A 19,785-nucleotide genomic window follows, 5' to 3' on the forward strand; every position below is an offset into this window, starting at 1 on the left:
ATAATTTCACAAAGAAAAATTCTCAATATTCGTATGAATTTTAGCCTTAATTTGCCATCACAAGCTTAAAAAGCTTCAAATTAATTAATTACAAAAAAATAATATTCTCCCTAAATCAAATCGAAGATGGAATCTACCGCTGGATATCGTTCTACTGTAAAACCTTCGGCATGTTCCGTATTAATTAGCCTTCCCAGATCCCTCGCCCTGTAGGTAATACTTTCCAGAAAATTACTACTGGAGATTGGAGTCTGCGGCTCTTTACTATTCTGATCAAAAAATTGAGTTTTATAGGCTTTTACCGCATCCATTTTTTTCTCTATATATCCAGAAATATCTACTACCACATCGGGTTTTAAATTTCTCCACTGAATATAATGATAAACGTGTTTTGGTCTCCAGGCTTCCTGACTCTTCCCATCGTAGATAGTTTCTATTTTTCGCAAGCCACTTAAAAAGCAGGCATCACTTGCCAGTTTTGATCCCTTTGCGTGATCTATGTGGCGATCTTCTATAGCATTACACAGCACGATCTCAGGTCGATACTTTCGCAGTATTTTTATAATTTCTAATTGGTGTGCTGTATTGTTTTCAAAAAAACCATCGCTAAACTCCAGGTTTTCTCTTACAGAAACACCCAAAATTTCAGCGGCATTTTTTGCTTCTTCATCCCTGGTTTCTGCGGTACCTCGTGTTCCTAACTCCCCACGGGTAAGATCAAGAATTCCAACTTTCTTTCCCCGGTCTACTTCTTTTGCAATAGTACCCGAGCAACTCAATTCAACATCATCAGGATGCGAGCCTATAGCCAATATATCTAATTTCATCATAAATAATTTTGTCCTTTCCGTCCCGATAAAAAATCGGGATAAACTGCGGCAGAAATCTAATTTTAAGTTAGTCTTTCAAAAACTTTAAACTTCGTATTTCTACCCTCTAACCTCTTTTAGCGCTTGTTCTAAATCTTCCATCAAATCTTCCTTCTCCTCTATTCCTACAGAAAATCGCATCAATCCATCTTTAATTCCCTGGGCTTCCCGTTCTTCAGGAGTAAGCAAACCGTGAGAGGTTTTTGAAGGCGATAATATTGTAGACTCTACACCTGCCAGGCTCATAGAAGATTTTATTAATTTCAATTTTTTCTGAAAAAGGTCGAAATCCAATCCCTCACGTAATTCAAAAGACATCATTCCGCCAAAACCTTTCATTTGAGATTTCGCCAATTCGTGGTCTGGATGAGATTCTAGTCCCGGGTAAAAAACCCTGGAAATGTCTTCGTGTTTCTCAAGGAAACGAGCTAATTCCAGCGCATTCTCATTTTGTGCTCTAACTCTTAATCCCATTGTTTTTAAGCTGCGTTCCAGCATCCAAACGGTGAAATCGCTGAGACTTCCACCAAAATTCTTAGCCAACTGAAAAATCTTATCTATATGTTCTTCTGAAGCTATCGCGGTTCCCGCAAGAATATCGCTGTGCCCACCCATATATTTTGTTGCAGAATGCAAAACGATATCAATTCCAAAATCTATTGGATTTTGATTTACCGGGGAAGCAAAAGTATTGTCTATCATACTCACCAGCTTATGCTTTTTAGCAATTTCGGCAATCGCTTTTATATCGGTTACGGTAAGCAGTGGGTTTGAAGGTGTTTCGATGTAAATGACCTTTGTATTTTCTTTTACTTCTGCTTCAAATGATTCGGGATTAGAGTCTTTGGTAAAAGAAAATTCCAACCCGAATTTCTCAAACTCTTCGGTAATTAAATTACTGGTTCCACCGTATAGCGTATTCTGAAAAACCACATGATCTCCTTTTTGAGCAAAAGCCATAAGAGCCGTACTTACTGCAGCCATACCACTTCCAAATATCAAAGCCGCTTCCCCGTGTTCTAAAGCTGCCATTTTTTGAGCCAAAGCCACCTGGTTTGGGGTATTAAAATATCTTGGATAGCGCTTTACTTCTACATCTTCAAAGGCATAAGAAGTCGCCATATATAAAGGTGAAACCGCACCTTTAAATTGTTTGTCTTCCAGCTCGCCAACATGCGTACAAATAGTATTTATTCCGGGATGTTTTTTCATCATTTTTAATGCTTTCAAAATTCGCCCTAATGTAAAAAGAAATTTTCTAAAAGCCCTGCGTTTTCAGGCTGTTTCCAATTCTCTCAGATTCCACATTGTAGAACAATAGTTAAATAGCGTTAAACCAATCTTTGCTTAAAAATTTGGCCTGACATTTCTTTATCTTTAATAAAAACTATTTGATATGAGTGAAGTAAAAGCATACGGCGCACAATCCAGTGATGCCGATTTAAAGTCCTTGAATATTGAACGCAGGGAAATAACCGCCGACGATGTGAAGATTGAAATAGAATATTGTGGCGTTTGCCATAGTGATATTCATCAGGTTAGAAACGACTGGAAGAATTCAAACTATCCCGTGGTACCAGGTCACGAAATTATAGGTCGCGTAACCCAGGTTGGAAAAAATGTGAGCAATTTTAAGGAAGGAGATCTTGTTGGGGTTGGCTGTATGGTAGATTCCTGCCAGGAATGTGATTCTTGCAAAGAGGATTTAGAGCAATTCTGCGAAAATGGTGCAACGCTAACCTATAACAGTAAAGACAAGCACCTGGGGGGACATACCTTTGGAGGCTATTCTGAACAAATTGTGGTAGATAAAGAATTTGTACTTAAAGTTCCCGAAAACATAGATGCCAAAGCAGCTGCACCTCTTCTTTGTGCAGGGATTACAACCTGGTCGCCGCTACGCCACTGGAAAGTTAAAAAAGGCGATAAAGTTGGTGTTATTGGTCTTGGCGGACTTGGACATATGGGCGTGAAATTTGCCCACGCATTAGGTGCACACGTGGTCATGATCACTACTTCTCCCGCAAAATCTGAAGATGCAAAAAAACTAGGCGCAGATGAAGTATTGATCTCCAAAAACAAAGACGATATGAAAAAGCAAGCCGGATCTTTCGATTTTCTTCTGAATACTGTTCCCGTGGGTCACGATATGAATCCTTACGTGGCTTTGCTAAAAAGAGATGCTACAATGGTGTTGGTAGGCGCAATTGAACCTTTAGATCCCGTTCACGGAGGCGGTTTAATTGGTGGACGTAAAAGAATAGCCGGTTCGGTAATTGGGGGAATTAAAGAAACCCAGGAAATGCTGGATTTTTGTGGCGAACATAATATTGTTTCTGATATTGAGATGATAGATATGCAAAATATCAACGAAGCTTTTAACCGGGTAGTAAAATCTGATGTGAAATACCGATTTGTTATCGATATGAAATCGCTTAAAAACCAGAATTAGGCTCTTGAAAACAAATTCAGAGATTTAAGATTTTAGAAAATTTAAAAAGACCTCACAGGTTTAGAATCTGTGAGGTCTTTTACTTAATAATGGAAATTTAAATGCTCCTAGGCTCTTCGAATCAAAATATTTTCCAATCAAATATCTCGTAAATTTGCCAAGAGGTGGTTTACTTTTAAAAAATATAATTCAGCTGGATACCTCCAAAATAGTTTCTGGGATTTCCGGGGTAATAATAGCGTGGTGAAGCGCCACCAAAACCTACGGCGTTAGTGAGTACACTCGCGGCATAATGCTCATCCAGCGCGTTGTTAATTCCTCCATAAATATTGAAATTTAAATCCTGAAATACATTAAAAGTGTAACCTGCTTTTAAATTCACCAGGCTATACTGATCTGTATACCCTGAATTTGCATCATCGAGCGGAATTTCTCCCACGTTTCTAAAGTTTCCGTAGAATTCAAAACCTGAATCGCTTTGAACATCTACTCCAAGATTCATGGTATATTTAGGAACTCCCGGAAGCTCATTTCCCGAAAAATCTTGGTCATTATTAATAAATTCATCGAATTCAAAAAAGTTTATGGCTCCGTTAATATAAGGCTTGATAGAAATTCCAGGGTTTACTAAAAATCGATAATTTGTAAGGAATTCAATTCCATTATGATTTGTTTTCCCCGCATTAACTCCAACATATTGATCTTCTGCGACCCGCTGCGCGACTAACAAATTATCTATTTGAATGGAAAAGACAGAAATTTCGGTATACAATTTATTTTGAAGCCAATTTCCTTTAAATCCGGCTTCATAGTTAATTCCGGTTTCAGGTTCCAAACTGGTGTTTATCTGGCCTTCCGGCGTTAAAGTTTCAGCAACTGTGGGAGTTGAAAATCCGTGACTTATAGAAGCATAGATATTCTTGCCCTCGCCAACTTCATAACTAGTCCCTATTCTTGGCGAAAAAACGGCATCAAAACCATAATCCCCGGTTTGATTTACCTCATCCTGCGTATATAGATCGGTTAAACTATAGTTGGTGCTATTCACATTAAAACCGGCTTCCAGGTTCCATTTCTCGGTAAATTCAAGATTAATTTGCGCGAAGAAATTGGCATAATTACGATCCTGCTCATTATTGCTTTCACGCTCCCCCAACACACTTCCTTCTCCGGGAAAATCTTCGTATAAATTTTCGAAAGTTCCTGTTTCGTACCACTCGTTATAATATTCGGCACCAAAACTAATTTCTGAAGGCAATTCCAAAATCCGTGTATCCAAATTAAACTTTGTACGCACTCCGGCTGAAACCCGTTCTTCCTTCAAAATATCAAAAGGTCTTGGTTCGTAAGCATCTCTAAAGCTTAGAAAAATGCTGGTTGTGTTTGTGAAATTATCAAAAAGCAAATGCGTGTAAGATCCGCCAAGCATACCGCGGTCATAAGATTCATAGCCCTGGGATTGCCCCCAGGTAAAAGCAGCCGTTTCAGGATTATTTAAAAAATCATCTTCGTTAATAGAACTTGGAATAAAAGCTTTTAGGCGTGTAAAATTGGCTAAATAAGACAGGCTGCCATTCTCACTGGTTTTTAATGTTCCGTTTACCAAAGCCGATTTTCGATCATAATTCCCGTTATCCCGATAACCATCACTGCTAAGGTTTGTGAAAGTTGCGTAAAGTGAAGAATTTCTAGTCGTGTTAGAAGCCTGAAAAACCTGTTTTTGAGTATTAAAACTTCCAAATTGCGAGGTAAACCCGGCCTTAGCTTCTTCCCTGCCTAAACCTTTAGAATATAAATTAATAGATCCTCCTAAACCGGCACCGTAAATACTGGAAGTTGGTCCTTTAATCACTTCAATTCTATCTAGTGATTCCTGATCAAAATCATCCAGGGTAAGCTCACCCTCGGCAGTGGTTAAGGGAATCCCGTCAAAATAAGCCTGGATTCGGTTTGTACTGTATTGCGAACGCGCACCAATACCTCTAATATTTATTTTATTAGTATTTAGGGCGCCCTGGTTCACAAAGATTCCAGGAACATTATTGAAGGTTTCGAGAACGTTCGTTGCATCGGTTCGGTTAAAATCGGTTTGAGTGATTAGATTTACCGCCGCAGGTACTTCCCTTAAATTTTTAGGGATCATAGTACTGCGCACTATCACTTCAGAAAGATCTTCAGAAGATGGATAGATATAAATTTCCTGTACTTCATTCCCTGCCTCAAGGTTAATTTCTAAAGGTTCATAACCTAAAGCGGAGAGTTTAAAACGGCCCGGTAAATCTTCGGTATTTATTCTAAATACCCCCGACTCATTTGAAACAGCAATCACTACGGAAGCCGTTGAAACACTAACATTTTCAACGGCTTCGGCAGTATTTGCATTTAAGATTTTAAATTGATTTTCCTGAGAAAACAGGCTTTCAACACTAATTAGGCATAGTAATGCCAATAATTTTTTTTCCAATATATTTAATTTTATTCAGCTGAAACTTTCCAGATTACATTTGAATCATCATCATTTACTAATAGAGCGCCGTCTGGAGTTACGGTTACGCCAACGGGTCTTCCGTGTACTGTGCTTTTAGTTTCATCGGCAATAAATCCAGTAAGAAAATCTTCTGGCTGTCCGGGTTTTCCGTTTTCATTAAAAGGCACAAAAAGAATTTTATAACCTGAGAAAACCGCTCTATTCCACGAACCATGTTGACCTACAAAAGCGCCATTTTTATATTTATCAGGAAATTTATCTTTAGTGTAAAAAGCAAGACCTAAAGAAGCGGTGTGTGGCCCTACCGGTACATCTGGCATTATTGCTTTTTCAACTAAATCGGTATGTGGATCCTCAGCCCAACGCGGGTCCTGAATTTGCCCGTAATAAGAATAAGGCCAGCCATACCAACCATCTTCCTTAACACTGGTTATATAATCTGGCACCAAATTATTTCCAATTTTATCACGCTCGTTCACGGCGGTCCAAAGTTCACCGGTAACAGGATTCCAATCCATTCCAACCGGATTTCTTAAACCTGCAGCAAAAATTTTTTCTCCACTTCCATCTGGATTAATTTCCAGGATTGCAGCACGTCTCTCCTCTTTCTCCATTCCATACTCCCCAACATTACTGGCAGAACCTACAGAAACATAGATTTTACTTCCATCTTCGTTAGCAATTAAATTCCTGGTCCAGTGATTATTATAACCACCGGCGGGTAAACTAAGAATTTTTTCTCCTTCGGCTTCAATTTTTGTATCGCCTTCAGTATAAGGATAACGGTAAAGCCCGTCGGTATTAGCAACATAGAAATAATTATCTAGAACCAACATTCCGTAGGGTTGATTCAAATTTTCTAAAAAAGCTTCCTGGTAATCTGGAGTACCATCTCCGTTTTCATCACGAATTAAAGTAATCCTATCTGCACTGTTTTTAGTATTCGATTCCACCACAAAAATATCTTCATTTGGTGCAATATAAGTTCTGCGAGGGTGTTTTAGGTTTTCAGCAAATTTAGTTACTTTAAACCCAGCAGGCGCTTCTGGCTTTTCATTTCCCCAGCCTATCACTTTACTCTCTTTAGTAACCGATTCAGAAGAAAAAGGCGCCACCAATCTTAATTCGCCAATTTCAGTCTCTACAATATCTGCAGGACGTTTAGATAATTCTTCTTTCTTCTCTTCACTTAAATCTTCATTAACCTGGGCTTCAGTTTCTACTGCAGGGCATAAAACCAATCCCAATCCCAGGATTATCGTAAACTTTCTCATAACATCTATCATTTTAGTTTAAAATTAGCTCTTAATAATTCGCCTGAAAAGTTTTTATGCCAGATTAGGTTTACTTTAACACGAGCCAATTAACCTGAGTTTTTTGGTGGCTGTGCGTGTTTTAGTTAAGTTTATACTTTCAATTATTTAGGATAGTATGAAAAAATATCTCATATTGAGTTTGGGGCTACTTTCGCTGATTTCCTGCGATTTAGAAAAATATCAACTGACTTCTAGTTATGATTTAGAAACCCGTTTTGAAAAAACGGGGGGTAAAGAAACTGGTACTTATGAAGAAGTCATTGATTTTTATACGCAACTTGCAAAAAGTTCAGATAAAATAAGTCTGGAGGAATTTGGTGAAACAGATAGTGGTAAACCTCTTCACCTTGTAGTTTATAGCCCTTCTGAGGATTTCGATTTTGAAGGTCTAAGAGGAGAAAATAGTATTATTCTTATCAATAATGGAATTCATCCCGGAGAAAGCGATGGTATAGATGCTACAATGATGCTGTTTCGGGATTTAGCTGGAGACTCTATTGCCGCGCCAAAAAATACTGTTTTAGCTACAATACCTATCTATAATATTGGAGGTGCTTTAAACCGAAATTCAACCAGCCGAACCAACCAAAATGGACCGGCTGAATATGGATTTCGAGGAAATGCGAGAAATTATGATCTTAATCGCGATTTTATAAAAGCAGATACGCGAAACACTAGAAGTTTTTACGAAATTTTTCATCACGTAAGACCAGATATTTTTATAGATAACCACGTAAGCAATGGCGCCGATTATCAATATACACTCACCCATCTTTTTACGCAACACAATAAATTGGGCGGGGAACTGGGAACTTATTTAGATGAGCAAATTATGCCTGCGCTGGAAGATTCTCTGGCCAAAAAGAATTGGGATATTACACCTTATGTAAATGTTTTTAATGAAGTTCCTGAAAACGGATTTTCTCAATTTAACGATTACCCACGCTATTCTACGGGATATACAACCCTATGGAATACTATTGGAATGATGGTAGAAACGCATATGCTAAAACCGTATCCAAAAAGAGTAAAAGGAACTTACGAATTGATGCGCAGTATGATTGGCATTGCAGAAAATGACCGGGAACGTATAAAAGATATTCGCAACCGTGCCTCCAGAAAATACCTGACAGATCGCTGGTATCCTATAAATTTTAAACCCGATATGGAAAATCCCAGCGAAAGAGAATTTAAAGGTTACGAAGGCGAAATGATTGCCAGTGAAGTTACCGGGAACGAGCGTTTAAAATATGATGGTAACAAGCATTTCACTAAACAAGTTGATTACTATAATAATTTTATTGCTCAAGACACCATTGAAATCCCAAGAGCGTATATCGTGCCGCAGGGATGGTGGCAATTAACCGATCTTTTAAAGCTGAACAATATAAAGCTTGAACCACTTCCGAGAGATACTACTTTATATGTAGAAACTTACAAAATAGAAGATTTCAAAACCAGGAATCAGGCTTATGAAGGTCATTATATGCATAGTGAAACCAAAATTTCCAAATCAATGGATTCAGTGAAGTTTAGAAAGGGAGATTTTGTGGTGAAAACTTTTCAGGATGGTGCACGCTATTTAATAGAAACCCTGGAACCCCAAGCACCAGATTCTTTCTTTAACTGGAACTTCTTTGATACAGTACTTCAGCAAAAAGAAGGCTTTTCTCCCTATGTTTTTGAAGATGTCGCTAAAAAGATGCTCGATGAAGATCCTGAATTAAAAGAACGTTTTGAAGAAAAGAAACGCAATGATGCTGAATTCTCAAACAGTTCTTATAATCAATTATCCTGGCTACATAAACAATCTCAACATTACGAAGCAGCACATTTACGCTACCCTATCTTTAGAATGCCGCGTTAAATATTTTTCTGAAAACAAAAGTTTAATATTTGCATAAGATTTTTGCAGCGCCTTTTGGCTTTTCTTCAAATCTTTCCATTTGGCCTTTTCAATACCTTCCTTGGTTTCCGGTCGTAGCTCTCCTTCATATGAGGTGCGCATTTCGTACCAATGTGTAACTTTAAGCCTGTAACGGCCTTTTCGTTTAAAAATATGATAAGTTTTTTGCAGAAATTTGGTGACTTTTAAACCCTCCACCCCTGTCTCTTCTTCCACTTCTCTTATCGCTGAAGCTTCAATGGTTTCATTCTTTTCGGTTTTACCTTTAGGCAGGTCCCATCGCTTTTTTCTGTAAATAAATAGAATTTCATCTTTATCGTTTAGCACCAATCCTCCCGCTGCAGTAACTACGCGTAACTTCTTAAATAGGTGCTTCAGCAGTTTTTCTTCCTTTTCGTGATAAAGATTCACATAAAGCAATTCACCTTTGCTAATTTTTTTAATTATCCGCTTAATCCTCACCTTCTTAATGGGCAGTGATACATAATTTTCGCCAAAATCTTTCTTCGTAGAGAGAATTAAGGGAATATCATTTACAAAAACTTTATACATTTGCAGTATGATTTTAAATAAAGAAACAGCCAGAACAACTGCTGAACTGTTATTGCAAATTAAAGCAATAAAATTAGATGCACAAGAACCATTTACATGGGCCAGCGGTTGGAAGTCGCCAATATATTGCGATAATCGAATAGTACTCTCATACCCACCAATTAGAAATCACATACGTGAGCAATTTGCAAGACAAATTGAGGAGCTTTATGGTAAACCCGATGTTATTGCAGCTGTAGCAACTGGTGCTATTGGTATTGGGATGCTAGTAGCCGAGATTTTGAGCCTACCATTTATATATGTTCGTCCTGAAGCTAAAAGCCACGGTAGACAAAACCAGATAGAAGGAAATTTATCTGAAGGCCAAACGGTGGTGGTAATTGAAGATTTAATTAGCACCGGAAATAGCAGTCTAAATGCTGTTAAAGCTTTAAAAGAAGCTAAAGCAAACATAAAAGGAATGCTAGCCATCTTCACCTATGGTTTTAAAACTGCCGATGAAAACTTTGCAAAAGCGGGAATAGAACTACATACCCTTAGTGATTATGATTTCTTACTGGAAACTGCGCAAAAAACCAATTACATAAATGCTACTGAAGCCGGAATACTTAGAGAATGGCGTCAGGATCCTGCAAACTGGAAAAAATAAAGCAGCATAATGCTGCGGTAAAGTTAATAACAGACAGGCAAAAAATTATTAGCCTGTGAGAAATTCCCGTGTCAGGGATATATTTATAAAAGGATGAATATAGAAAGCCCAAAAGTTACTGCAGATAAAAGTCAGCAGGAAATGTTTAATTTTTTAACTAAGGTTGAAAATTATGAACAATTAATGCCGGAAAGCAAAGAAGTATTTGAAGTTAGAGATGAAAAAACTTTTGTTTTTGGCCTTAAAGGAATGCCTGTAATAAAATTAGAAATCCAGGAAACCGTAGAGCCAGAATTGGTTGTTCTTGGATCTACTTCAGATAAGTTTGATTTTAAATTAAAAGCACATATTGCCGCTTTAAACGAAAATAAGAGCGAAGTGCAAATGGAGTTTGAAGGTGAATTCAACGCGATGATGGCTATGATGGTTAAAAAACCATTAACGAAATTCATAAATACTCTAGCTGAAAATATTGGAAAGTTATAGTTCTAAAAAACTTTTATTTTAAATCAGTATCCTTCAAATTTCAGGTTCTGGCTTGAGGTGAATTAATATCAAGTTAGAACCTGAATCATGTTCACCAGGTTAACGTAATGTATTTAAGAAATACGTTTAATACATCAGTTTTATCTCTTTTAATTCAAAGGTTTTAAACACAGCATCTTCTATTTCCAGATTCAATCTTCCTGAAGTAGTCACGCCCCGGATAATCCCGGTTAAATATTCGCCATTTGGCAGCTGAAATGTTGAAACCTGCCCTCTTCGGAACATATTTTTCGCATATTCCTCTAAAATATAGGTTTCAGATTTAGCATTAATTTGAATTAATTTTTTTTCAAATTCATCGGTGATATTCTTTAGCAATTCATCAAGATCAAAATTATTTCCGGTAGATAATTTAAGTGAAGATGCTTGTGGCAGGCCTGGAAAATTGGTCTGATTTACGTTAAGTCCAACCCCTATGACCGAAGCTGCTATTTCATTATTTTTCAGAATATTTTCAATAAGAATTCCGCTTATTTTATAGCGCGCTGACATTATGTCGTTAGGCCATTTCACTTTTAGGGCAGGAACATTGAATTTATTCAAGACTTTAAGAATAGATAAAGATACCGCGGCACTCATCAAAAATTGATGGTTTATATTTACTCTAATTTTTGGGTATAGTACGCTAAAAGTAAGGTTCTCCCCTGCATTTGAATTCCATCCGGACCCTCGCTGCCCGCGTCCTTTTGTTTGCTCGTGAGCAACTACACATACCGGCTCAAAGGACGTATTCCCGCGGTAGAGTTCCCGGGCAAATTCATTAGTAGAATTGGTGGCATTAACTTTGATTATACGCATAATAATAGTTAGAAATGAAACGGGCGTTAAATGTTATGTAAACAAAGCCTATAAACAGCTAAAAAGTAATAACTTTGCGAAAATAATTAATTTTAATGGCAAAAAAAGAACAGAACAACGATCAACTTATTGCGCATATAATTAAAGGAATTGAAGAAGTAAAAGGTAACGATATTGATATTCTTGACCTTAGGCAAATAGAAAACACCGTATGTGATTACTTTATTATTTGCAACGGTACTTCCAACACACAGGTAAACGCCATCGTGAATTCCATTCAAAAAACTGTAAGTAAAGCTCTTAAAGATAAACCCTGGCACGTAGAAGGCGGTGAGAACGCAGAGTGGGTACTATTAGATTATGTAAATGTGGTAGTTCACGTTTTTCAAAAGCATATACGAGAGTTTTACGATATTGAAAGTCTTTGGGGGGATGCAAAAATCACTTCCATAGAAACCAATTATTAATTATTTAATTTAGAATTACCCAGAATGGCGAAACAGCAACCCAAAAAAAATGCAGATCCTAAAAAGCCAAAGTTCAGTGCTTACTGGATTTATGCTGCTATAATTATAGTATTTCTCGGAATAAATTTCTTTAGCGGAGGCGGCTTTAGCGAGCCCGCACAAACCAATCCGGCTGAATTTCTAACTTACCTTAGAGATGGGGATGTAAAAAAAGTTGAAATTGTAAACCGGAAGCAAGCCAAAGTTTACCTTACCGATGAAGCTGCACAAAAAGATATTCATAAAAAAGCTAACGATCCTGAGTTATTTAACACTGGTGCAGAAACCCCTGCTTATAGTTTTGAGTTTGGAGATTTGCAGAATCTTGAAGATGACATTAAGGAAATTAAGGCAGAAAATAATCTAGACACTACTGTTGTTTACGATACTCAAAGCAATGTTTGGGGAGAAGTTTTCTGGGCATTATTACCTTTTATATTAATAATTGGAGTTTGGATTTTTATTATGAAAAAAATGAGCTCTGGAGCCGGTGGCGGTGCAGGAGGTCAGATTTTTAATATCGGGAAATCAAAAGCTAAATTATTCGATCAAAATACCGATGTTAAAACATCCTTTAAAGATGTTGCCGGTTTAGAAGGTGCTAAAGAAGAAGTTCAGGAAATAGTAGATTTCCTTAAGCATCCAGATAAATATACTTCTCTTGGTGGTAAGATCCCAAAAGGAGCTTTACTGGTAGGCCCTCCAGGAACAGGTAAAACTTTATTGGCGAAAGCTGTTGCCGGTGAAGCCAAAGTACCTTTCTTTTCCCTTTCAGGATCAGATTTCGTAGAGATGTTTGTAGGAGTTGGTGCTTCCAGGGTTCGTGATTTGTTTAAACAGGCCAAAGAGAAATCACCATCAATCATTTTTATTGATGAAATTGATGCGATTGGACGTGCACGTGGAAAAAGTAATTTTTCAGGATCTAACGATGAACGTGAAAATACTTTAAACCAGTTATTAACTGAAATGGATGGTTTTGGAACCAACACCAATGTGATTGTTGTTGCAGCAACCAACCGTGCAGATGTACTGGATAAAGCTTTAATGAGAGCAGGACGTTTTGACCGACAGATCTATGTTGATCTTCCAGATTTAAATGAGCGTAAAGAAATTTTTGAAGTTCACCTTAAGCCACTTAAAAAAGTAGCCGAAGAACTTGATACCGAATTTTTAGCAAAACAAACTCCAGGTTTTTCTGGAGCTGATATTGCCAATGTTTGTAATGAAGCTGCACTTATTGCTGCCCGTAAAGGCAACAAAGCAGTAGGAAAACAAGATTTTCTTGACGCTGTTGACCGAATTGTTGGCGGTCTCGAAAAGAAGAATAAGATTATTACTCCAGATGAGAAGAAAGCGATTGCATATCACGAGGCAGGTCACGCAACTGTGAGCTGGATGTTAGAGCACGCTGCCCCGCTGGTAAAAGTAACTATTGTGCCGCGTGGACAATCTCTTGGTGCCGCCTGGTATTTACCAGAAGAGCGCCTTATAGTTAGACCTGAGCAAATGCTCGATGAGATGTGTGCTGCCCTTGGTGGTCGTGCTGCAGAAAAGGTTGTTTTTGATAAAATTTCCACTGGAGCGCTAAGTGATCTTGAAAAAGTCACAAAACAAGCACGAGCAATGGTAACCATCTATGGGCTGAATGATAAAGTAGGAAATCTTACTTATTATGATTCTTCAGGGCAAAGTGAGTATAATTTCACCAAGCCTTATAGTGAAAGTACTTCTGAACTTATTGATAAAGAGATTTCAAACTTAATCGAAACTCAATATCAGCGTGCTTTAGATTTGCTTACCAAGCATAAAGATAAACTAGGGCAATTGGCAGATATCCTACTAGACAAAGAGGTAATCTTTAAAGATGACCTGGAGCGTATTTTTGGAAAAAGACCTTATGACAAGGAAGTCCTTGAAAATAAAGCATCTGCCAAAAAGGACACGCCAAAAATTGAAGAAAAAGCCACTGAAACCGATGAGCAGAATCCTGCCCCTGGAAACGGTTCTGAAGAGAACACGATAACCGAAGATAATTCAGTTAATAAATAGTTCACAACCACAGTTTAAAAAATCTTAATTTGCACAAGTGTTAAATTAAGATTTTTTACCTTTGGTTAAAATGACGTTGAGAACCACACCAAAAACTCTATGAGTCTATTTAGAAGATTTCTTAACCCTAAATCTAAATCAGACAAGAAGCAGGAATCTCCTGAAAAAGCTGAACGGGGTAAATACATGCCGGAGGTAAAATTACCTACTGATGAGCGTTTTATGCTTAATTTTAAGAATAACGGCGGTAAATTTCTATATTGTGAAGATAATAAGGAACTGCAGGAGGCTTTTGATAATATTTTGCTTGAAAATGATTGGTATGAAAAAGATTGTTTTTGCTTAGATCCCAATCTTCAAGATAAATTTAAGGGATTCAACCTTAATTTTAATAGATCTGGAGCTGCACCATTTTTCCTTTCAACTTGTGAATACCTGATAGCTAATGATGGGTCTATCCTTATTTCTTCTAATCAGATTAAAGAATGCAAACTCAACGATTTACCAGATAACTTTGTTATTATTTCTTCTACAAGCCAATTAATTGATACTATTGGCGAAGGTCTTCGCGGCATTAAGTTTAGAAACAAACAGCGAATTCCTTCTAATATCACTACCATCAAAAATTTTGAAACTCAAAAAGAAGGAGATTTTATGAGCTATGGAAGTAGCACAAAAAACCTATATTTGCTCCTGTTGGAAGATTTATAAAATATGAGGGAAGCCATTGTTAGAACTATTTCAGGATTATTGTATGTATCCATTTTGGTTGCTTCCATCCTTTCTTCAGAGTTCATCTTTATTAGTCTATTTTATATTTTAGGGTTAGTATGCCTTATAGAAATGCAAAAGCTATTACATTTAAAAAGCTATGCTTTATTTGTCGTTCAGGCATTACTATTTTATCTTTTCAGCTATTTAAAATTTAATCAGGATGCTACTATTCTGCTGCTTTTTATAACAATTTTCGTAAACCTATTCCTCGTAAAAGATTTACTTTTTGTAAAAAAAATACCGGTGTTTGAGAAGAAGAAATATATTATTATAATTTTCTATCTTATTTCTTCAGTAATATTTCTAACACTTATTCCTACTATAGAAGGCGTTTTTATTCCAAAGCTCGTAGTTGGAATTTTCTTCCTGATTTGGACTAACGATACATTTGCTTATATTGTAGGTAAGAATTTTGGGAATAAAAAACTCTTTGAGCGCATTTCTCCCAACAAAACTGTAGAAGGTTTTTTGGGTGGATTAGTTTTTAGCGGAATAGCCAGTTTTTTTATTTTTTATTATACAGAGTTTCTAACTTTTCCCATCTGGCTTGGGTTAGCTATAATACTTAGCATATTCGGGACATTAGGTGATCTTATTCAGTCAAAATTCAAACGCCAGGCCGGTGTGAAAGATAGTGGCACGTTAATGCCAGGTCACGGCGGATTGTTTGATAGATTAGATAGTATTATCTTTTCGAGTCCATTTGTATACGCTTATTTATATATTCTAAATTATGTTTCATAAAGAAGGTTATAAAATTATGGCATTAGCAGCTTTACTGCTAATCGCAATAAACGTAGTATCATATTCGTTTATAAATACATACTGGGTAAAATTTGCCATTCTGGTAGCCACAGTTATATTGTTTTTACTTATCATACAGTTCTTTAGGAACCCTAAACGTAAAACCGATTTAAATGATGCTCACGTAGTAGCACCTGTAGATGGTAAAGTAGTGGTTATTGAGGAAGTTGAAGAGAAAGAATATTTTAAAGACAGGCGTTTACAGGTTTCAATTTTTATGTCACCGATAAATGTGCATGTTACCAGACATCCCATTGGCGGAATGGTAAAATATAGTAAATATCATCCTGGAAAATTTTTGGTTGCATGGCATCCAAAATCCAGCGAGGAGAATGAAAGGACTACTGTTGTGGTAGCAAACGATATTGCAGGCGAAGTTTTATACCGTCAAATTGCTGGGGCAATGGCCAAAAGAATCGTAAACTACGCTGAAGTTGACACCGAAGTGATTCAGGGAAGCGACAGTGGATTTATAAAATTTGGGTCTCGGGTGGATGTTTTTCTACCCTTAGGGACGCCAATTTCAGTTAAGCTTAATCAAAAGGTAAAAGGCGGGCTAAGTGTAATAGCCAAAATTGAAGAATAAGTAATCGTTATGCCTGGTACAACAAAGGAAAAATTTTTAGAAGCTTATAAAATGGCTAGCAATACCAATCAGAAATTTGCGCCAGATGTAATGCTTCATTTCTATGCCTATTACAAGAGAGCTACGCAATCTAACGGGTTCTACATTCCACCCACAAACGAGGGCGATCTAAGAGACGCTTTTAAAATCAACGCATTATTGCAAGTAAAAAATCTTAGCACGCAGGAAGCCCGGGAGAAATATGTTGAACTTGTAGAAGAACATATTGGCGAAGTTTCAATATAAATTCCCTCCGCCAATTTAATATCCTTTAATTTATCTTAAACTTTTTAAGCTGGCCTTAATAGCTTCTATTTTAGCTTCGGCATCAGCCTTTTTAGCTTTCTCAATAGCCACCACTTTTTCGGGAGCATTATTCACAAAACGCTCGTTAGAAAGTTTTTTATCTACAGATTTTAAGAAACCTTCATTATATTTTAATTCCTCTTGCAGCTTCTCTATTTCAGCATCCACATCTATAGAACCTGCTATTGGAATAAAATATTCGTTAGATTTTACACGGAAAGAAAGCGCACCTTCTACTTGCTTATCTACATAACTAAATGCATTAATATTTCCCATTTTTAAGATCACAGGATCAAATAATTCTGAAGCTTTTTCATTGTTCATCACCATAAGATCTATGGTATTTTTAAACGAAATATTCTTCTCTTTCCTAATTTTTCTAATTCCGGCAACAACTTCTGAAGCCAGAGCAAACTCACTGATTATATCCTCATTGAATTCTTTTAATCCAGGCCACCTGGCAACAATTAAAGCTTCTGAAGGAGTTCTTTTGGTTATTTCCTGCCAGATCTCTTCCGTCACAAAAGGCATAAAAGGGTGAAGAATCTTTAAATTATCTTCTAAGATTTCTATTACTGCTTTATATGTTTTTGCATCTATAGGCTGCCCATAAGCAGGTTTAACCATTTCAAGGAACCAGGAACAGTAATCGTCCCAAATTAGTTTATAAGTGCTCATTAAAGCATCGCTCATCCTATATTTAGAATAATGATCTTCAATTTCTATAAGCGTTTTTCTAAACCTCGATGTGTACCAATCTATCGCTATTTTAGCAGTTTCGGGCTGTTCAGCTTTTTCTGAAATTTCCCAGCCTTTTACAAGTCTGAAGGCATTCCATATTTTATTTGAAAAAGCACTCCCCTGCTTACATAAGTCTTCTTCAAACATTAAATCGTTACCGGCGGGAGAACTCAAAAGCATTCCTACCCTAACACCATCGGCGCCATATTGTTCAATAAGTCCCAGCGGATCTGGAGAGTTTCCTAAAGATTTAGACATCTTTCTGCGTTGCTTATCCCGAACAATACCGGTGAGGTACACGTTTTTAAAAGGTCGCTCTCCTCTATATTCATATCCGGCCATAATCATTCGTGCTACCCAGAAAAATAAAATTTCAGGAGCTGTCACAAGATCGTTGGTTGGATAGTAATATTTAATTTCTTCATTTTCCGGCTCAAGAATACCGTTAAAAACGCTCATTGGCCATAGCCATGAAGAAAACCAGGTATCTAACGCATCTTTATCCTGAATTAATTCCTCTGTTTTTAATTCAGGATTTCCGGTCTTTCTTCGAGCTTTTTCCAGTGCTTCTTCAGCAGTTTCGGCAACAACGAAATCTTCTTTTCCACTTCCGTAGAAATAAGCAGGAATTTGCTGTCCCCATAATAATTGACGTGAGATATTCCAGTCACGTACATTTTCCATCCAGTGTTTGTAGGTATTCAGGAATTTATCGGGTACCAAATTTATTTCATCACCAACTACAGCATCAATTGCTGGTTTGGCTAAATCTTTCATCTTTAAAAACCACTGATCGCTAAGTTTTGGTTCTATCACCGCACCGGTACGCTCACTGGTTCCTACTTTATTAATGTGCTCTTCCGTTTTAGTAAGCACACCCATTTCTTTTAATTCTTCTACAATTTCTTTTCTAGCCTGGAACCTGTCTTTACCTTCATAATGCATTCCGTGGGCGTTAAGGCTGGCATCATCATTAAGAATATCAATTACCTCAAGATTATGTTTATCTCCAAGCATTTTATCATTCTCGTCGTGAGCCGGAGTAACCTTTAAACATCCGGTTCCAAATTCTACGTCTACATATTCATCTTCAATAATTGGAATAACTCGGTTGCAAATAGGCACAATTGCTTTTTTGCCTTTTAGATGTGTAAAACGTTCATCGTTGGGATTAATACAAATTGCCGTATCTCCAAGAATTGTCTCGGGACGTGTGGTAGCTATAGTTAAAACATCATCGCTACCTTCTATTTTATAATTTAGATAATAAAGATTTCCCTGCTTTTCAATATGAATCACTTCTTCGTCAGAAAGAGTGGTTTTTGCAACCGGATCCCAATTTACCATTCGGTAACCGCGGTAGATAAGCCCTTTTTCATAAAGATCTACAAAAACCTTAATTACTGAAGCTGACATATTTTCATCCATGGTAAACTTGGTGCGATCCCAATCGCAGGAAGCTCCCAGTTTTTTTAATTGCTCCAGGATAATACCGCCGTGCTTATGAGTCCAATCCCATGCATGCTGTAAAAATTCCTCACGGCTAAGATCGTTTTTATCAATTCCTTCAGCCTTTAATTTTGCCACTACCTTAGCTTCAGTAGCAATAGAAGCATGATCTGTTCCCGGTACCCAACAGGCATTGAAGCCCTTTAATCTGGCACGCCTAACCAATACATCCTGAATGGTATTATTCAGCATATGGCCCATGTGCAAAACACCGGTTACGTTTGGGGGCGGGATCACAATAGTGTAAGGCTCACGCTCATCTACTTCAGAATGAAAATACTTGTTTTCCATCCAGTAGTTATACCATTTATCTTCTACTTTTTTTGAATCGTATTGGGAAGCAATCGCCATATTGGTCTGGTTTTTGAAAATAATGGCAAAAGTAATTATAACTTAAGGATTATAAAAGAAGTTGATTTGAATATAATTTTGAGTGTATATCATTTCAGCTTATCTTTACCTTTCGTTTAATAAAGACCAGAAATTATGAAAAAGTTTATTGCTATTGCCATGTTTGTTGTTGCCGGTATTGGCACTGCAGTGGCACAGGAAACCGCCAAAATAGAGTTTAAATCTGAAACTATTGATTATGGCGAAATAAAAAAAGGAAGTGACGGTGTTCGCGTTTTTGAATTCACCAATACTGGGAATGTTCCCTTAGTGATCGCCAATGTAACTTCAAGTTGTGGTTGTACCATCCCTAAAAAGCCTGAAGAACCTATTCAACCAGGCGAAACAGGCGAAATTGAAGTTAAGTATGACACGAAAAGAGTTGGGCCAATTAGAAAAACAGTAACTGTTTACTCTAATGCCGATGAAGCAACAAAATCACTGAAAATTAAAGGCCGTGTACTTGAAGATGAAAGTAGCCGTTAATTTTTAAGATTTAAAA

The 19,785-nt window shown here is 37.1% G+C and carries 18 protein-coding genes; 11 read left to right on the forward strand and 7 right to left on the reverse strand.

The annotated features are described in order from the left end of the window. Positions 1-110: 110 nt before the first annotated feature. Both bshB1 and FG27_RS02715 read right to left on the reverse strand, forming a co-directional pair. Positions 111-827 (reverse strand): bacillithiol biosynthesis deacetylase BshB1, encoded by a 717-nt coding sequence (gene bshB1 / locus FG27_RS02710; RefSeq protein ID WP_037315191.1) that lies wholly within the window; start codon positions 825-827, stop codon positions 111-113. 102 nt (positions 828-929) lie between these two features. Then, positions 930-2,084 carry a PLP-dependent aspartate aminotransferase family protein gene (locus FG27_RS02715; protein ID WP_037315194.1) on the reverse strand — a complete coding sequence of 385 codons (1,155 nt, stop codon included), beginning with the start codon at positions 2,082-2,084 and terminating at the stop codon, positions 930-932. A gap of 181 nt (positions 2,085-2,265) precedes the next feature. Here FG27_RS02715 and FG27_RS02720 point away from each other — a divergent pair, with 181 nt between their 5' ends. Continuing rightward, positions 2,266-3,321 carry an NAD(P)-dependent alcohol dehydrogenase gene (locus tag FG27_RS02720; RefSeq protein WP_037315197.1) on the forward strand — a complete coding sequence of 352 codons (1,056 nt, stop codon included), beginning with the start codon at positions 2,266-2,268 and terminating at the stop codon, positions 3,319-3,321. A 175-nt stretch (positions 3,322-3,496) separates the two neighbouring features. On the opposite strand, the gene FG27_RS02725 is transcribed toward FG27_RS02720, so the two are convergent. After that, complete coding sequence (locus tag FG27_RS02725) at positions 3,497-5,785, reverse strand: TonB-dependent receptor (protein ID WP_037315200.1); 2,289 nt, start codon at positions 5,783-5,785, stop codon at positions 3,497-3,499. An 11-nt stretch (positions 5,786-5,796) separates the two neighbouring features. Next, positions 5,797-7,083 carry a sorbosone dehydrogenase family protein gene (locus FG27_RS02730; RefSeq protein WP_037321912.1) on the reverse strand — a complete coding sequence of 429 codons (1,287 nt, stop codon included), beginning with the start codon at positions 7,081-7,083 and terminating at the stop codon, positions 5,797-5,799. Between the two features lie 157 nt (positions 7,084-7,240). On the opposite strand from FG27_RS02730, the gene FG27_RS02735 reads away from it, so the two are divergent. Beyond that, positions 7,241-8,992 carry a M14 family metallopeptidase gene (locus FG27_RS02735; protein ID WP_037315202.1) on the forward strand — a complete coding sequence of 584 codons (1,752 nt, stop codon included), beginning with the start codon at positions 7,241-7,243 and terminating at the stop codon, positions 8,990-8,992. Here the strand turns inward: FG27_RS02735 and FG27_RS02740 are convergent. Continuing rightward, positions 8,960-9,583 carry an NUDIX hydrolase gene (locus FG27_RS02740; RefSeq protein WP_037315203.1) on the reverse strand — a complete coding sequence of 208 codons (624 nt, stop codon included), beginning with the start codon at positions 9,581-9,583 and terminating at the stop codon, positions 8,960-8,962. The genes FG27_RS02735 and FG27_RS02740 overlap by 33 nt on opposite strands. 7 nt (positions 9,584-9,590) lie before the next feature. Here FG27_RS02740 and pyrE point away from each other — a divergent pair, with 7 nt between their 5' ends. After that, on the forward strand, positions 9,591-10,232 hold the full coding sequence (pyrE, locus tag FG27_RS02745) for an orotate phosphoribosyltransferase (RefSeq protein ID WP_037315207.1): 642 nt from the start codon (positions 9,591-9,593) through the stop codon (positions 10,230-10,232). A gap of 93 nt (positions 10,233-10,325) precedes the next feature. After that, complete coding sequence (locus FG27_RS02750; RefSeq protein WP_037315210.1) at positions 10,326-10,718, forward strand: SRPBCC family protein; 393 nt, start codon at positions 10,326-10,328, stop codon at positions 10,716-10,718. A 126-nt stretch (positions 10,719-10,844) separates the two neighbouring features. Here FG27_RS02750 and FG27_RS02755 read toward each other — a convergent pair whose 3' ends face one another. Beyond that, complete coding sequence (locus FG27_RS02755) at positions 10,845-11,576, reverse strand: biotin--[acetyl-CoA-carboxylase] ligase (protein WP_037315212.1); 732 nt, start codon at positions 11,574-11,576, stop codon at positions 10,845-10,847. A 95-nt stretch (positions 11,577-11,671) separates the two neighbouring features. On the opposite strand from FG27_RS02755, the gene rsfS reads away from it, so the two are divergent. From rsfS to FG27_RS02785, 6 genes are all read left to right on the forward strand, one after another. Beyond that, positions 11,672-12,043, forward strand: a complete 372-nt coding sequence (rsfS, locus tag FG27_RS02760; protein ID WP_037315216.1) for a ribosome silencing factor — start codon at positions 11,672-11,674, stop codon at positions 12,041-12,043. A gap of 24 nt (positions 12,044-12,067) precedes the next feature. Further along, positions 12,068-14,134, forward strand: a complete 2,067-nt coding sequence (gene ftsH / locus FG27_RS02765) for an ATP-dependent zinc metalloprotease FtsH (RefSeq protein ID WP_037315218.1) — start codon at positions 12,068-12,070, stop codon at positions 14,132-14,134. Between the two features lie 99 nt (positions 14,135-14,233). Continuing rightward, on the forward strand, positions 14,234-14,845 hold the full coding sequence (locus FG27_RS02770) for an LUD domain-containing protein (protein ID WP_037315221.1): 612 nt from the start codon (positions 14,234-14,236) through the stop codon (positions 14,843-14,845). 3 nt (positions 14,846-14,848) lie between these two features. After that, positions 14,849-15,652, forward strand: a complete 804-nt coding sequence (locus FG27_RS02775) for a phosphatidate cytidylyltransferase (protein ID WP_037315224.1) — start codon at positions 14,849-14,851, stop codon at positions 15,650-15,652. Then, positions 15,642-16,298 (forward strand): phosphatidylserine decarboxylase family protein, encoded by a 657-nt coding sequence (locus FG27_RS02780; RefSeq protein ID WP_037315227.1) that lies wholly within the window; start codon positions 15,642-15,644, stop codon positions 16,296-16,298. The genes FG27_RS02775 and FG27_RS02780 overlap by 11 nt, the downstream gene beginning before the upstream one ends. Positions 16,299-16,307: 9 nt before the next feature. Next, entirely contained in the window at positions 16,308-16,583 is a 276-nt protein-coding gene (locus FG27_RS02785) for an acyl-CoA-binding protein (protein WP_037315229.1), read from the forward strand. Between the two features lie 30 nt (positions 16,584-16,613). Here FG27_RS02785 and FG27_RS02790 read toward each other — a convergent pair whose 3' ends face one another. Beyond that, on the reverse strand, positions 16,614-19,244 hold the full coding sequence (locus FG27_RS02790) for a valine--tRNA ligase (protein WP_037315232.1): 2,631 nt from the start codon (positions 19,242-19,244) through the stop codon (positions 16,614-16,616). 135 nt (positions 19,245-19,379) lie between these two features. On the opposite strand from FG27_RS02790, the gene FG27_RS02795 reads away from it, so the two are divergent. Further along, positions 19,380-19,769, forward strand: coding sequence for a DUF1573 domain-containing protein (locus FG27_RS02795; protein WP_037315235.1), 390 nt, complete (start codon positions 19,380-19,382; stop codon positions 19,767-19,769). The last annotated feature ends 16 nt before the right edge of the window (positions 19,770-19,785 follow it).

The sequence above is a fragment of the Salegentibacter sp. Hel_I_6 genome (assembly GCF_000745315.1).
Lineage (GTDB): Bacteria > Bacteroidota > Bacteroidia > Flavobacteriales > Flavobacteriaceae > Salegentibacter.